This window comes from Undibacterium sp. Jales W-56, assembly GCF_025548535.1.
GTDB lineage: Bacteria > Pseudomonadota > Gammaproteobacteria > Burkholderiales > Burkholderiaceae_D > Undibacterium.
The window spans coordinates 349,974-364,710 of record NZ_JAJLQW010000002.1 but is presented as its reverse complement, the minus strand read 5'-3'; the positions used below and the strand labels follow the sequence as shown (position 1 = coordinate 364,710).

Below are 14,737 nucleotides of genomic sequence, written 5' to 3'. Positions count from 1 at the left end.
ACTTAAAAAATGGGGAGTATCTGTTTAAAAATGCATAAGCCGCACATGGGTTGTGCGGCTTCGGTTGCTGCTGGTTGATACTGGTACTCAGTATCTGTTTACGGTGTGCTACATAATTTAACTTAAATAAGCTGATCGGCATGGAGTAAAAACACCATGTCATCGCCGGCGCTGGTGGTGAGCCAGGTCAGCCCCAGATCGCCAAATGCCTGTTCTGCAAAGGCGCGCTCGTTACCGATTTCTACCATCAGGATGCCGTTTTTGGTCAATCGCTGAGCGGCACCGGCAACGATTTTACGCACCAGATCCATACCGTCTTCGCCGCCCGCCAAAGCAATTTGCGGCTCGTGCCGATATTCTTGCGGCAGCTTGCACATCGAGCCGGAATTCACATACGGTGGATTGGTAATGATCAGGTCGTATTTTTTATCCGGCACATTGGTGTAGAGATCGGATTCGATCAGGGTAATGCGATCCTGCAATTCATAGGTGTCGACATTGCGCTGTGCGACCGCCAGCGCATCCTTCGAGATATCCACCGCATCAACCTGCGCATCGGGGAAGGCATCTGCCAGCATGATAGGCAGACAGCCGGAGCCTGTGCACAATTCAAGGATATTCGTGATCGCATCCGGATCCTGAACCCAGGGCGAAAAATGCTCCGGGATCAGTTCGGCGATAAACGAACGCGGCACAATCACGCGCTCATCGACGTAGAAATTGTAGGTGCCGAGCCAGGCTTCATTGGTGATGTAGGACGCCGGTACGCGATCCGTGGCGCGACGTTCGATGACGGCCAGAACTGCTTCGATTTCATGCGGTAACAGGCGCGCATCCAAAAACGGATCGATTTTATCCAGCGGTAGTTTCAGCGTATGCAGTAATAAATATGCTGCCTCGTCGAGTGCGTTGGCGCTGCCGTGGCCGAAGAATAGTTTTTCGGTGTTGAAGCGGGTGACGGCATGGCGCAACAAGTCGCGCATGGTCAGGAAGATGGAGGCGGGCAGGTTGCTCATGTCAGCAGATTTTCCAAGGTGCGGCGGTAGATATTTTTGAGTGGGTCGATGAAACGCACTTCGATGTGTTCATCAATCTTGTGGATGCTGGCATTCGGCGGGCCGAATTCGACGACTTGCGGACAGATCTTGGCGATGAAGCGACCGTCCGAAGTGCCGCCGGTGGTCGATAATTCTGTGATGACGCCGGTTTCCGATTTGATCGCGGCGCCGAGGGCGTCGCTTAATTCGCCTTTCGGCGTGAGGAAGGGGTGACCGCCGATAGTCCACTTCAAGTCGTAATCCATGCCGTTTTTATCGAGGATTGCATGTACACGCTGCTGTAGACCCTCGGCCGTACTGGCTGTAGAAAAACGGAAATTGAAATCGATCACAATCGAGCCGGGGATCACATTCGATGCGCCAGTGCCTGCATGGATATTCGAGATTTGCCAGGAAGTCGGCAGGTAGTATTCGTTGCCCTCATCCCAGACTTCGGCCACCAGTTCTGCCAATGCAGGTGCAGCTAAGTGGATGGGATTCTTGGCGAGTTGCGGATACGCGATGTGACCTTGCACACCTTTGACCGTCAGCTTGCCTGACATGGTGCCGCGGCGACCGTTTTTGATGGTGTCGCCGAGTTGATCAACCGAAGTCGGTTCGCCAACGATGCAGTAATCGAGTTGTTCGCCGCGTGCTTTGAGTTGTTCGCAGACCACCACGGTGCCGTCGGTGGCCGGGCCTTCTTCATCGCTGGTGATCAGGAAGCCGATTGAGCCTTTGTGATCGGGATGGGCAGCGATAAATTCTTCGCAGGCCACCACAAATGCGGCGATCGAGGTTTTCATATCCGCTGCACCGCGACCGTATAGCTTGCCGTCCCGGTGCGTCGGCGTGAACGGCAGCGATTGCCATTGATCGACCGGGCCGGTAGGGACAACGTCGGTATGCCCGGCAAACACCAGCAAAGGCTGTGCCGTGCCGCGGCGTGCCCACAGATTCGTCACTTCACCGGACTGTATGGTTTCGCAGGTAAAACCGAGTGGACTGAGGCGGGCGATTAATTCATCCTGGCAGCCTTTATCTTCCGGGGTAACGGAAGAGAGCGCGATCAGTTTTTCTGTCAGCGCAAGTGTTTTGCTCATGGCGATTACTTGAAAAGAGGTTGGTATTGTTGAGCCGAAAATCCGACTTCGATATGTGGTGCGGCTGACTCTATTTGCATCTGCAAAACGGGGCGTTTGATCACCGATGGCGAGGCGATCATCAATTCTATGGCGGCATCCACATCGCTGACAGAGTTTTTTTGCTGATCCGTCAGCGCGCGCCAGGTCGTGCCTTTGCGATTGATCAGGATGTCCAGATCCGTGTGCCGCAGCCAGGTCTGGATGGTCTGGCGATCCAGACCATTTTTTTTGAAATCATGGAAGGTGAAAGCGATCCCTTGTTCTTGCAACCAGGTGCGGGCTTTTTTGACGGTATCGCAATTCGGGATGCCATATAAAACGAGTGAATGCATTCTTCTCTTTACATATTCAGGGTGAATTCGGTGAAAGAGGCTTCTTCCTTTTTCTCCGGTTCAGGTTCTGGTGCGGACTGCGTCTGATCCAGCTCATTATTCAGGAGCCACAACAGATTATTCGCGGAGTCCGCATTCGCTAAGCCTTCTTCCTGGCTGATCAAGCCTTCTTTAATCAAATGCATCAAGGCACGTTCGAAGGTTTGTGAACCGGGAGACAAACTCTTTTCGATCGCTTCCTTGATCTGGAAAATATCGCCTTGCTCGATCAGCTCTGCGACATAGCGGGTATTGAGCATGATTTCGACCGCAGGGCAGCGACCGCCATCGATAGAGCGGATCAAGCGTTGCGAAATAATCGCACGGATCGATGAAGACAAATCCAGTAGCAGCGCATTGCGATTTTCCATCGGGAAGAAGCTGATAATCCGGTTCAGCGCCTGATAACTATTATTCGCATGCAGCGTCGCTAATACCAGGTGGCCGGATTGCGCATAGGCGATCGCTGCCAGCATGGTTTCCAGATCGCGGATCTCGCCGATCAGAATACAATCCGGTGCCTGACGCAAGGAATTTTTCAACGCGGTTTTCAGGCTGTCAGAATCGGTACCGATTTCGCGTTGATTCACTATCGACTTTTTGCTGCGGAACAGGTATTCAATCGGGTCTTCGAGCGTCAGGATGTGGCCGGTTCTGAGTTCATTGCGATGATCGAGCATGGAGGCGATGGTGGTCGATTTGCCGGAGCCGGTGGCACCGACTACCAGGATCAATCCGCGTTTTTCCATAATCAGATCGGACAGCACAGGCGGTAAATGCAGGGTATCCAGAGCAGGAATATTGCCCGGCACAAAACGCAATACGGCCGATACCGATCCGCGCTGACGGAACGCCGATAAGCGGAAGCGGCCAATCCCCGGCGCGCCGATACCGATATTCAGTTCATTCTCACGTTCGAGTTGCTGCATGTGCTCGGGAGCGACCACTTCGCTCAGCAATGACAAGATATTCGCCTGATCCATTTTCTGCTGATTGATGGGCAGCAGGTTGCCATTGATCTTCAGATGGATGGGTGAGTTCATGGCGAAAAACATGTCGGAAGCCTGTTTTTCTTTCATCAACTGGAATAAGCGTTCCATTGCCATGGTATGCCCCTATTCAAAAACGAAAATGATCATTCAAAATAAAACTAGGATGCAGGGAATACGATACCCCGCACCGAAGCCACAGTTTAAGCGCCGCGCAGTAATTCGTTGATGCTGGTTTTTGAGCGTGTCTGCGCGTCGACACGCTTCACGATCACTGCGCAATACAGGCTATATTTGCCATCCGCAGAAGGCAGATTGCCAGAGACTACAACAGAACCGGCAGGAATGCGACCATAGGTGACTTCACCTGTGGCGCGATCGTAGATTTTGGTCGATTGGCCGATATACACGCCCATGGAGATTACGGAGTTTTCTTCAACGATCACGCCTTCGACGACTTCAGAGCGGGCACCGATGAAGCAGTTGTCTTCAATGATGGTCGGATTCGCTTGCATCGGTTCCAGAACGCCGCCGATACCAACGCCGCCGGACAGATGCACGTTCTTGCCGATCTGGGCGCAGGAACCCACGGTTGCCCAGGTGTCGACCATCGCGCCTTCGTCAACATACGCGCCGATATTGACATACGAGGGCATCAGGACCACGTTTTTGGCGATGAAGCTGCCGCGCCGCGCCACTGCCGGCGGTACCACGCGGAAGCCGCCTTTGACGAAATCATCTTGCGTGTAATTGGCAAATTTAGTCGGTACTTTGTCGTAAAACTGCATGTGATCGCCGGACGGCATCACGATATTGTCTTCCAGGCGGAAAGACAGCAAGACCGCTTTTTTAATCCATTGATTGACTTGCCAGTTACCCACGCTGATTTTTTCTGCCACGCGCAGGGCGCCGGAATCGAGTTGCGCCAATACATGGGCAACGGCGTCGCGCAATTCGGCAGGGGCCGACTTGGGTGAAAAGCTGGCGCGGTCTTCCCAGGCTTGATCGATGATTTGCTGTAATTGTTGGCTCATGTTAGTTCAGTCGGTTTGAAGAAAATGGTTAAGTGAATGATGTGCTGCCCGCTTTACGCTTTATATTCGCGACTGTCATGATTGCGTCAGTGACGATTCAGCGGCGAGTTTCCTGGTGAAGGCGACGATGCGTTGCGCCGCTTCCATGCATTCTTCGACTTCGGCAACCAGTGCCATGCGGATACGGTTTTGCCCCGGATTGATGCCATGGGCAGCGCGTGCCAGATAGCTGCCAGGCAAGACTGTCACATTATATTCTTGGTAAAGGCGCTTGGCGAAGTCGGTGTCGGAAATTGCAATTAATTTATCGACCTTAGCCCATAGGTAAAAGGCGGCATCGGGCAAATTCACATCCAGGACCTCTTGTAAAAGCGGCGTGACTTGCGCAAATTTTTGACGGTATTGCTCACGATTTTCCTGCACATGGACTTCGTCATTCCAGGCCAGGATAGACGCTGACTGGATGCTCGGGCTCATGGCGCTACCGTGATAAGTACGGTACAGCAGGAAGTTTTTAATGATCTCGGCATCGCCCGCGACAAAGCCGGAGCGCATGCCCGGCACATTCGAGCGTTTCGACAGGCTCGATAATGTGATCAGGCGGCGATAATCGTTGCGGTCAAAGGCGCGGGCGGCTTGCAGGCTGCCTAGCGGCGCTTCCGGCTTGAAGTAGATTTCGGAATAGCATTCATCTGCCGCAATCACAAAGCCGTATTTGTCGGACAGATCAAATAATTCTTTCCAGTCGTCCAGCGTCAGCACGGCACCGGTCGGATTGCCTGGCGAACAGATGTACAGCAGTTGGACGCGTTGCCAGATCTGGTCGGGAATGTTTTTGTAATCGGGAGCGAAATTGCGTGCCGGATCGGCATTCGCAAAATAAGGTTCTGCACCGGCCAGATAGGCGGCGCCTTCATAAATCTGGTAAAACGGATTCGGACACAGGACGATAGCTTGGCCGTGCTGGCTGGCGCCAGGGTCGATGACGGTCTGCGCCAGGGCGAACAGGGCTTCGCGCGAACCGTTCACTGGCAAAATCTGGCTCGCCGGATCCAAGGCAGGTATGTCATAGCGACGTGCCAGCCAGTGCGCAATCGAGAGTCGCAATGCATCCGAACCCGCAGTGGACGGATAGGCACTCAGACCATCCAGGTGATCTGTGACTGCCTGACGGATAAACGCCGGTGTCGGATGCTTAGGTTCGCCGATACCCAGGCTGATTGCCTTGTAAGCGGGATTAGGCTTGATATCCGCAAACAGGCGTTTTAACTTTTCAAACGGGTAGGGCTGAAGTTTTTGCAGGAAAGGATTCACTGGAAATTCACGATTAATTGTGGAACTGCGGTTGAAGAATGCGGCTCATAGCATCATGTAAAGCGAATGCGAACTGGGATGCAACTCAGGAATGCATTAAAGTCGCACATTAAAGCCATCTATCTAAGCCACGTATTATAGCGCTCAGCGCAGCCTTGCGGCACAGTAACAGTCATGGAATGCGGCAGCAAAAACGGATTTCGACGCCTTCAAAATGTTATGATGAACAGTTAGGACCGGGTGCTTATAGAAATGCAGACGACTTTGTCATGGTTTGGTCGTTTCTTGAGGCGGAATTTGAACATAAAAGATAACAAAATTTTATAACGTGCGTTTAACTTCCATTAAATTGTCGGGATTCAAATCTTTTGTTGATCCGACTAACTTTCAGGTTCCAGGGCAACTGGTGGGGGTGGTCGGCCCCAACGGTTGCGGAAAATCCAACATTATTGATGCGGTGCGCTGGGTTTTGGGTGAATCCAAGGCCTCGGAACTGCGTGGCGAATCGATGCAGGACGTTATTTTTAACGGCTCTACGCATCGCAAACCCGCGGGGCGCTCCTCGGTTGAGCTGGTATTCGACAATAGCCTGGGGAAAGCCGCCGGTCAGTGGAGCCAATATACCGAGATCGCAGTCAAGCGGACCCTGACGCGCGACGGCACTTCCACCTATTACATCAACGGTCAGCCGGTACGCCGCCGCGATATCCAGGATATTTTCATGGGCACCGGCCTCGGCCCTCGCGCTTACGCGATTATCGGCCAGGGCATGATTTCACGGATTATCGAAGCGCGGCCGGAAGAATTGCGGATTTTCCTCGAAGAGGCTGCGGGTGTGTCGCGCTACAAAGAGCGCCGCCGCGAAACCGAAAACCGGATTCACGATACCCATGAAAATCTGGTTCGCGTAGAAGATATCTTGCGCGAACTGAATGCCAATCTGGAAAAACTCGAAGCGCAGGCGATTGTCGCGAATAAATATAATGAGTTGCAAGGCGATCAGGAAGAAAAACAAAAACTGCTGTGGTTGTTACGCAAAAATGAAGCCGCGAATGAGCAGGCGCGCCATTTTGCCGAAATAGAAAAAACTCAGCTCGATCTGGAAGAACAAACCGCCAAGCTGCGTCATGTGGAATTGGAGCTGGAACAAATGCGCCAGGCCCATTACGCGGTTGGCGACAAGATGCATCAGGCGCAAGGACATCTGTATCAAACCAATGCGGAAATCGGTAGCCTGGAAGCGCAAATCAAGTTTGTGATTGAGTCGCGTAGCCGTTTGCAAAGCCAGCTCAATTCTTTGACCGCGCAGCGTGACCAATGGCAGCGTCAGGGGCAACAATTCCAGGATGATCTGGCCGAAGCCGAAATCCATGTTGAGGAGCTCAATGAACGCTCAGAGCAAGCGCAAGAAATCGCGCAGCAGCAGAACGACAAAATCCCCGCATTAGAGCAGGTCTGGCGTGAAGCGCAACTCAAAACCACCGAGTCGCGTGCCAAGATCATGCAGTTGCAACAGCAGATCGAACTCGAATCAGCGCATCAGCGCAATGCTGCCAATATCCTGAATACGCTGGCAACCCGCAAAGAACGTCTGCAGCAGGAAAAGCAGGGTCTGGCCATGCCGGATAATGCACATCTTGAGAATCTTTCGCTGCAACTTGAAGAGAAAAAGCAGCTTCTTGAAGAAGCCTCGATGCAATTGGAAGAGGCGCAAGAGCGCCTGCCTTTACTGGAAGAAGAGCGCCGCGCCGCGCAGCAGCAAGTGAATCACGATACCGCAGCGTCGGCGCAACTGGATGCGCGCCTGCAGGCATTGAAACAACTCCAGGAAAAAGTCCAGAGCCAGGGCAAAGTGCAACCTTGGCTGGAAAAACATGAACTCGGCAGTTTGCCCAAACTCTGGCAAAAACTCCATATACAAGCCGGCTGGGAAACCGCACTGGAAGCCGTATTGCGCGAACGCACTTCGGCCTTGGAAATGTCGAATCTCGATTGGGCGAAAGCATTCTTCAACGACGCGCCGCCAGCCAAGCTTGCCTTGTATTCGCCGCAGGTGATTGCGTCGACAGCGGACGCTGTACCGGGGCTGGAGCCCTTATTCGCGCTGCTGCAATTGAACGACGCCGGCGTGCGCAGTCTGATGCAGGATTGGTTGCATCAAGTGTATGCGGCTGACGACGTCGTCAATGCATTCCAGAACCGCGATAAATTGCCCGCCGGTGCCTGCTTCATCACGAAGCAGGGTCATGTCATCAGCAAAACCAGCGTACGCTTTTATGCTGCGGATTCCGAGCAGGATGGCGTACTCGCGCGCCAGCAAGAGATCGACAACATTACGAAGCAAGCCCGTGCCCAGCAATTGCTGGCAGACGAAGCCAAGACCCGCGCAGTACGTGCCGAATCGGCCTATACCCAGGCATCGCAAAATTTGCAGGAATTACGCCAGCGGGTCAGCAGCCTGACGCAAGCGGTGCATAGCCTGCAAATCGAATTCATGAAGCTGTCTGAAGTGCAGGAGCGCTTCAATCAGCGCAGCAGCCAGATCATGAACGACCTGGCCGAAATTGCCGGGCAGGAAAGTGAGCAGCAGCAAGCGCGCATCGAGTCCGAAGAAAAGTTTGAAATGCTTGATATCGAACTCGCTGAGCTGCAAGAAAATCACGAACAAGGCCAGACCAATTATCTGGAAAAAGAACAGCATCTGAGCGACGCGCGCCTGCGTCTGCGCGATCTGGAATTGGCCGCGCAGGAGGCTGCATTCGCCGAAAAATCCCATCGCAACAAGATGGAAGAATTGCGCCGCAGTATCGCCACCGCATTGGAACAATCGGCGCAGTTATTCGCGAATATGCAGCAAGGCCGTCTTGAGCTCGAAGAGATGGATGACCAGACCGCACAGGCCGGTTTGCAATCCTTGTTGGAAAAGCGTAGCGACCAGGAACGCGCCTTGTCCGATGCGCGCCATGAACTAGATCAACTGACACAAAAACTGCGTCAGGTCGAAGAAAATAAAATGCAAGTCGAGCGCAGCCTGCAACCGCAACGTGATCGCATTGTCGAATTGCAGTTGAAGGAACAGGCCGCCCGTTTAAATCAGGAGCAATACACCGAGCAATTGCGTAATTTTGATGTCGATGAACAGGCACTCGCACAAAAATTGCACGACGATATGAAGCCCTCGTATCTGCAAGGCGAAGTTACTCGATTGACCAATGCGATTGCCGCCCTGGGTGCAGTGAACATGGCGGCACTGGATGAGTTGACGCAGGCAACCGAGCGTAAGACTTTCCTGGATGCGCAATATGCCGATCTGAATGAGGCGATCACCACCTTGCAAGACGCGATTCATAAGATCGATATAGAAACACGTGATTTGCTGCAAGATACTTTCAATAAGGTGAATCACCATTTCGCCGAACTGTTCCCGATTTTATTTGGCGGCGGTCAGGCGAAATTGATCATGACCGGCGATGAAATTCTCGATTCCGGCGTGCAGGTGATGGCACAGCCGCCAGGCAAGAAAAACGCCACGATCCACCTGTTGTCCGGCGGTGAAAAAGCACTGACCGCAACGGCATTGGTGTTCTCGATGTTCCAGTTGAATCCGGCGCCGTTCTGCCTGCTGGACGAGGTCGATGCACCGCTTGATGATTCCAACACGGAACGTTTCTGTAATATGGTGAAACGTATGTCCGCTAATACACAGTTTTTGTTCATCTCCCATAATAAAATTGCGATGGAAATGGCGCAGCAATTAATCGGCGTCACCATGCAAGAGCAGGGGGTTTCTCGTATCGTTGCGGTGGACATGGAGTCCGCAGCACATTTCGTATCTGAGGCGCAAGCAGCATGACAGATCTACAAATTGTTCTAATGGGAGCCGGCGGCGCTTTTTTGGCCGGTATCGTTGCATACAATAAATGGCAAGAATATAAAGCAAAGAAAAGTGTCGATCAGGCATTCGGCAGCGGCCATGACGATGTACTCATGAATCCGGATGCCCTTGCAGAGTCGCGCTTGGGCGACGATGGCTATGATGCGCCACGCCATGAGCCAAGTCTGGATGCGGATTTTCCGGACGATAATAACTCTGACTTCGGGCAGCAGGCGTCGGCATCGATGGCGAGCGCTGTTTCTGCAGCTACCTCGTTTGAGGTAGCTGAAAAAGAATTGCCCGTCGATGACTTAATCGATTGCATCATTCCGCTGGAATTTGACGCGCCGGTTCGCGGCGAAAAACTGCTGATGGAAATCCAGGGACTGAAATACGTCGGTAAGAAGCCGGTGCATTTCATCGGACTGAGCCATGATGGCGTACGTGATGTGATTGCCCATGGCGGTATTTACACAAGCCTGTTTGCCGGGGTGCAAATGGTGAGTCGCGGCGGCCCATTGAATGAATTGGAATATTCCGAATTCGTGACCAAATTGCGTGAAATCGCCGACAGATTAAATGCGCATCCCGATATCCCCGATATGAATCGCGTCATGTCGAATGCCCGTGAACTGCATCAGTTCGTTTCCGAACACGATGCGCAATTGAGTGTGAATGTGATGAGTAACGGCGCACCGTGGGGCGTCAGCACTTTATTGGCGGCGTTGGAAAAACAGGGCTTTGATGTGCGGCCCGACGGTCGCCTGGTTATGCCGGATGGTGACGGCGGTAATTTATTCACGCTCTCGACCAATGTCAGCGTCAGTGAGACTGTGACTGGACGTTTGACTTTGTTGCTGGACGTCCCTTGCGTTGCGCCTTTGCGCGATGGTTTCGGTGCGATGGCGGCTTGCGCCAAATCGCTGGCGACACGCCTTGGCGGTACGGTGGTTGACGATGGCAACCAGCCTATCTCCAAAGTCGCATTGGATGAAATTGCCGGGCAGGTCAATGAGTTTTATGCCGCTATGGCAGAGGCCGATATCGCCGCAGGATCAACTCGCGCTCAGCGCTTGTTTAGTTAGGATCATTCAATCGCATCCTTGATTAATGATTAGCAGACCCTAGTCTTGATTGCGCACTTGCTTCGACTTCACCTGTTTGTTGCCTTTTATTCGTGCGACGTCTGAGCAGACTAAATTTGCCAACATCGCTTAGCTTAGTGAAAGTGGTTTCTCAGTAACATGCAAAATGATTTCTTTGGTGGGTCCTCATCAAATCGACCCGGTAGCCAGAATCAAGCCGCGGATCTGGCGATCAGAGCGGCAGCGCTGCGCGATGAAATAACGCGACATGCGCATGCCTATTACGTGCTGGATGCGCCAACCGTGCCGGATGCTGAATACGACAGGCTGTTCAATGCATTGCAAGCGCTGGAACAACAGCATCCCGAACTAAAAACGCCGGATTCGCCGACCCTGCGCGTTGGCGCTGCGCCTTTGCCTGAATTCACGCAGGTTCAGCATACGACACCGATGCTGTCGCTGAATAACGGTTTTGAAAACGACGACATCATTGCATTTGACCGGCGTGTCAGCGAAGGTCTTGATACTGCGCAAGCGGTTGAATATGCAATTGACCTGAAGTTTGATGGTCTGGCGATCAATCTGCGCTATGTCGATGGCGTCTTTGTTCAGGCGGCGACGCGCGGCGACGGCTTTACCGGTGAGGACGTGACGGAAAACATTCGCACTATACGCAGCATTCCTTTGCGCCTGAATACGCAGCATCCGCCCAAGTTGCTTGATGTGCGAGGCGAAGTCCTGATGTTCAAACAGGATTTTGAAAAACTCAATCAGCGTCAGCGGGCCGCCGGGGCTAAAGAATTTGCGAATCCACGCAATGCCGCAGCCGGCAGCTTGCGCCAGCTGGATTCTAAAATTACCGCGCAAAGAAGTTTGCGCTTCTTCGCCTATGGTATCGGGTCGATAGAGGGCGCGAATATGCCTGCATCGCATCGCGCCTTGCTTGCCTGGTACGATCAGATGGGTATTCCGGTTTGTAATGAAAATGCGGTCGTGCGTGGCGCTGAGGCTTTGATCGCCTTCTATCAGCAGATACAACTCAGGCGCGATGCGCTTCCTTATGATATTGACGGTGTCGTTTATAAAGTCAATGCATTGGCGCAGCAAGACAGTCTGGGTTTCGTATCGCGTGCGCCGCGTTTTGCGATTGCCCATAAATTTCCGGCGCAAGAAGCTTTAACCACGGTGTTGGATATCGAAGTCCAGGTCGGGCGCACCGGTGCGATTACACCGGTGGCGCGCCTGGCGCCTGTGTTTGTCGGTGGCGTCAACGTGACCAACGCGACCTTGCATAACGAAGAAGAAGTGCGTCGCAAAGATATCCGTATCGGCGATACTGTCTCTGTACGTCGTGCCGGCGATGTGATCCCTGAAGTCGTCGCCAGCATTCTCGAAAAACGCCCGGCAGACGCCCGCGAATTCATGATGCCGACCGTATGTCCGGCTTGCGGGTCAGCAATTGTTAAACCGGAAGATGAGGCGATTGCCCGATGTTCCGGCGGCTGGATAAAATGTGTCGCTCAGAGAAAAGGCGGTTTATTCCATTTCGCCTCTCGCAAGGCCATGAATATTGATGGCGTCGGCGAACAATTGATTGATCAACTGGTAGATAAGCAGGTGGTGACAACCGCGGCTGATTTATACAAGCTAGGACTGACTTCCTTGGTCGCCTTGGACCGGATGGCAGATAAATCGGCGCAAAATATTCTGGCGGCGCTGGAAGTTTCTAAAGAGACGAGTTTTGCCCGTTTTATCTACGCGCTCGGGATTCGTCATGTCGGCGAATCTACCGCCAAAGATCTGGCGGCGACTTTTGGCAATGCGGATGCCTTGATCGCAGCAACCGAAGAACAATTGTTGACAGTCCCGGATGTGGGGCCGGTGGTGGCAAAGTCGATCCTGGCTTTTTTTGCCGACCCCTTGAATGTCGAGCTGGTTCAGCAATTACTCGCTTCCGGTATACATTGGCCGGCAGTCGAACAGAAAGAGATCGGTTCGCAGCATCTGCTGGGATCGACTTTCGTATTGACGGGGACTCTGCCCAGCCTGAGTCGCGATCAGGCCAGCGCGATGATAGAAAGTGCCGGTGCTAAAGTAACCGGGTCAGTCTCGAAAAAAACCAGCTACGTGGTAGCGGGTGACGATGCAGGCAGTAAATTAGTGAAAGCGCAGGAATTAGGTGTTCCTATATTGACCGAGGCAGAATTGCTTCAACTTTGTTCCAGGAAATAAAAATGAGAAAAATTAAAAAAGCGGTGTTCCCTGTTGCCGGTTTAGGTAGCCGGTTCTTACCGGCTACCAAAGCGCAGCCAAAAGAAATGTTACCTATAGTGGATAAGCCATTGATCCAATATGCAGTCGAAGAAGCGGTCGAGGCGGGCATCACGGAAATGGTGTTCATCACCGGTCGCAACAAGCGCGCGATCGAAGATCATTTCGATAAGGCCTATGAACTCGAAAGCGAACTGGAAGCGGCCGGCAAGCAGGCTTTACTTGATCTGGTACGGAATGTCATTCCCAAAAATATTAATTGCATCTATATCCGTCAACAAGCTGCCTTGGGGCTCGGTCATGCCGTGTTGTGCGCCCGCCCGGTGATTGGCGACGATCCTTTCGCGGTCTTGCTGGCGGACGATTTGATGGACGCCGATGAAGGTCAGCCATCAGTGATGACGCAAATGGCGCGATTGTACGAGGAGGAGGGCGGGAGCGTGATTGCGGTGCAGGATGTAGCACGCGAATTTACCCGTCAATACGGCATCGTCAGCGGTACGCCTTATAAAGACCGTGTAGAAAAAATGCACGGTATCGTGGAAAAGCCTTTGCCGGAAGTAGCACCGTCGAATCTGGCGGTAGTCGGACGTTATGTTTTGTCAGCGCGTATATTCGGTTATCTGGAAAAACTGGGTAAAGGTTCCGGTGGCGAGATTCAATTGACTGACGGCATCGCTGCGATGTTGAAGGATTATCCTGTGTATGCCTATCGTGCCGCGGCGACGCGCTACGATTGCGGCTCGAAACTCGGTTACTTAAAAGCCAGCGTGGCGTTGGGATTGAAGCATCCTGAAACCGGTGCTGAATTTGCCGACTATTTGCGCTCGCTGAAAACTATGTAAGCCGTTCCCGGTGCAGCTCCCAGCTTTAGTCAAGCCAAGCGTGAGGTAGCCATGCTTGGCTTTTTGTTTGATTGCAGTAAGATAGTGTTGAGAGCCACAATCAGATCGCCATAAAGGGAGTAAATACATGATTCATCCGATTTTAAAAATGGGTGACCCGCGCTTGCTGCGGGTCGCAGAGCCGGTGCAGCAATTCAATACGGCAGAGCTCGACATCCTGGTGAAAGACATGTTTGAAACGATGATCGCGGCGAATGGCGCAGGCTTGGCGGCACCGCAAATCGGCGTCAACCTGCAACTCGTGATTTTTGGTTTCAAAGATAATCCGCGCTATCCCGATGCTCCCAAAGTGCCGGAGACAGTCTTGCTCAATCCTGTATTGACGCCACTGTCCGGCGATACCGATGATGCGTGGGAAGGCTGCTTATCGGTGCCTGGCATGCGCGGTCTGGTGCCGCGCTGGAGCCAGTTGCGCTATGAAGGTTTCGATCAGTTTGGTCAACGGATTAGTCGGGACGTCGACGGTTTTCATGCGCGTGTGGTGCAGCATGAATGCGATCATCTGAATGGAATTTTGTATCCGATGCGGATCAAGGATCTCAGTCAATTCGGCTTTACCGAAGTGCTTTTCCCGGAAATGGATCCGGACGAAGATGATTGATTGTGAATTAAAGCTGGTTGCAAAAATTACCTGGACTTGTTGCCATAGCGTCGCAGTGCCTGATCAAGCTTGCAGCGCAATCTGCTCTCAAAACGCATACTCCATCTGAGT

General features: G+C 52.7%; 11 protein-coding genes. 5 read left to right on the top strand and 6 right to left on the bottom strand.

Annotation, left to right across the window (positions count from 1 at the left end; all coding sequences use genetic code 11):
* Positions 1-122 precede the first annotated feature (122 nt).
* The 6 genes from prmB to dapC all read right to left on the bottom strand — a co-directional run bounded on the left by prmB (position 123) and on the right by dapC (position 5,890).
* The gene (prmB, locus tag LPB67_RS07550; protein WP_262836507.1) at positions 123-1,016 is read right to left on the bottom strand and encodes a 50S ribosomal protein L3 N(5)-glutamine methyltransferase; all 894 of its coding nucleotides are present in this window, start codon (positions 1,014-1,016) and stop codon (positions 123-125) included.
* Positions 1,013-2,140 carry a succinyl-diaminopimelate desuccinylase gene (dapE, locus tag LPB67_RS07545; RefSeq protein ID WP_262836506.1) on the bottom strand — a complete coding sequence of 376 codons (1,128 nt, stop codon included), beginning with the start codon at positions 2,138-2,140 and terminating at the stop codon, positions 1,013-1,015. Before dapE ends, prmB begins: the two co-directional genes overlap by 4 nt.
* Positions 2,141-2,145: 5 nt before the next feature.
* Positions 2,146-2,514, bottom strand: a complete 369-nt coding sequence (locus tag LPB67_RS07540; protein WP_262836505.1) for an ArsC family reductase — start codon at positions 2,512-2,514, stop codon at positions 2,146-2,148.
* A gap of 8 nt (positions 2,515-2,522) precedes the next feature.
* On the bottom strand, positions 2,523-3,659 hold the full coding sequence (locus tag LPB67_RS07535) for a PilT/PilU family type 4a pilus ATPase (RefSeq protein ID WP_262836504.1): 1,137 nt from the start codon (positions 3,657-3,659) through the stop codon (positions 2,523-2,525).
* Between the two features lie 86 nt (positions 3,660-3,745).
* Positions 3,746-4,576, bottom strand: a complete 831-nt coding sequence (dapD, locus tag LPB67_RS07530) for a 2,3,4,5-tetrahydropyridine-2,6-dicarboxylate N-succinyltransferase (RefSeq protein ID WP_262836503.1) — start codon at positions 4,574-4,576, stop codon at positions 3,746-3,748.
* A 75-nt stretch (positions 4,577-4,651) separates the two neighbouring features.
* Complete coding sequence (gene dapC, locus LPB67_RS07525) at positions 4,652-5,890, bottom strand: succinyldiaminopimelate transaminase (RefSeq protein WP_262836502.1); 1,239 nt, start codon at positions 5,888-5,890, stop codon at positions 4,652-4,654.
* A gap of 328 nt (positions 5,891-6,218) precedes the next feature.
* Here dapC and smc point away from each other — a divergent pair, with 328 nt between their 5' ends.
* The 5 genes from smc (at position 6,219) to def (ending at position 14,626) form a co-directional block, all read left to right on the top strand.
* Positions 6,219-9,743 carry a chromosome segregation protein SMC gene (gene smc, locus LPB67_RS07520; RefSeq protein WP_262836501.1) on the top strand — a complete coding sequence of 1,175 codons (3,525 nt, stop codon included), beginning with the start codon at positions 6,219-6,221 and terminating at the stop codon, positions 9,741-9,743.
* Entirely contained in the window at positions 9,740-10,849 is a 1,110-nt protein-coding gene (locus LPB67_RS07515; protein WP_262836500.1) for a cell division protein ZipA C-terminal FtsZ-binding domain-containing protein, read from the top strand. The genes smc and LPB67_RS07515 overlap by 4 nt, the downstream gene beginning before the upstream one ends.
* A 159-nt stretch (positions 10,850-11,008) precedes the next feature.
* Positions 11,009-13,081 carry an NAD-dependent DNA ligase LigA gene (gene ligA / locus LPB67_RS07510; protein ID WP_262836499.1) on the top strand — a complete coding sequence of 691 codons (2,073 nt, stop codon included), beginning with the start codon at positions 11,009-11,011 and terminating at the stop codon, positions 13,079-13,081.
* 2 nt (positions 13,082-13,083) lie between these two features.
* Positions 13,084-13,965: a UTP--glucose-1-phosphate uridylyltransferase GalU gene (gene galU / locus LPB67_RS07505; RefSeq protein ID WP_262836498.1), complete on the top strand. Its 882-nt coding sequence runs from the start codon at positions 13,084-13,086 to the stop codon at positions 13,963-13,965.
* A gap of 127 nt (positions 13,966-14,092) precedes the next feature.
* Entirely contained in the window at positions 14,093-14,626 is a 534-nt protein-coding gene (def, locus tag LPB67_RS07500) for a peptide deformylase (RefSeq protein ID WP_262836497.1), read from the top strand.
* Positions 14,627-14,737: the final 111 nt, after the last annotated feature.

Bases quoted from the DNA above. Each gene is read 5' to 3' on its own strand.
- prmB (WP_262836507.1), bottom strand. From the start codon at position 1,016: ATGAGCAACCTGCCCGCCTCCATCTTCCTGACCATGCGCGACTTGTTG.
- dapE (WP_262836506.1), bottom strand. From the start codon at position 2,140: ATGAGCAAAACACTTGCGCTGACAGAAAAACTGATCGCGCTCTCTTCC.
- LPB67_RS07540 (WP_262836505.1), bottom strand. From the start codon at position 2,514: ATGCATTCACTCGTTTTATATGGCATCCCGAATTGCGATACCGTCAAA.
- LPB67_RS07535 (WP_262836504.1), bottom strand. From the start codon at position 3,659: ATGGCAATGGAACGCTTATTCCAGTTGATGAAAGAAAAACAGGCTTCC.
- dapD (WP_262836503.1), bottom strand. From the start codon at position 4,576: ATGAGCCAACAATTACAGCAAATCATCGATCAAGCCTGGGAAGACCGC.
- LPB67_RS07515 (WP_262836500.1), top strand. From the start codon at position 9,740: ATGACAGATCTACAAATTGTTCTAATGGGAGCCGGCGGCGCTTTTTTG.
- ligA (WP_262836499.1), top strand. From the start codon at position 11,009: ATGCAAAATGATTTCTTTGGTGGGTCCTCATCAAATCGACCCGGTAGC.
- galU (WP_262836498.1), top strand. From the start codon at position 13,084: ATGAGAAAAATTAAAAAAGCGGTGTTCCCTGTTGCCGGTTTAGGTAGC.
- def (WP_262836497.1), top strand. From the start codon at position 14,093: ATGATTCATCCGATTTTAAAAATGGGTGACCCGCGCTTGCTGCGGGTC.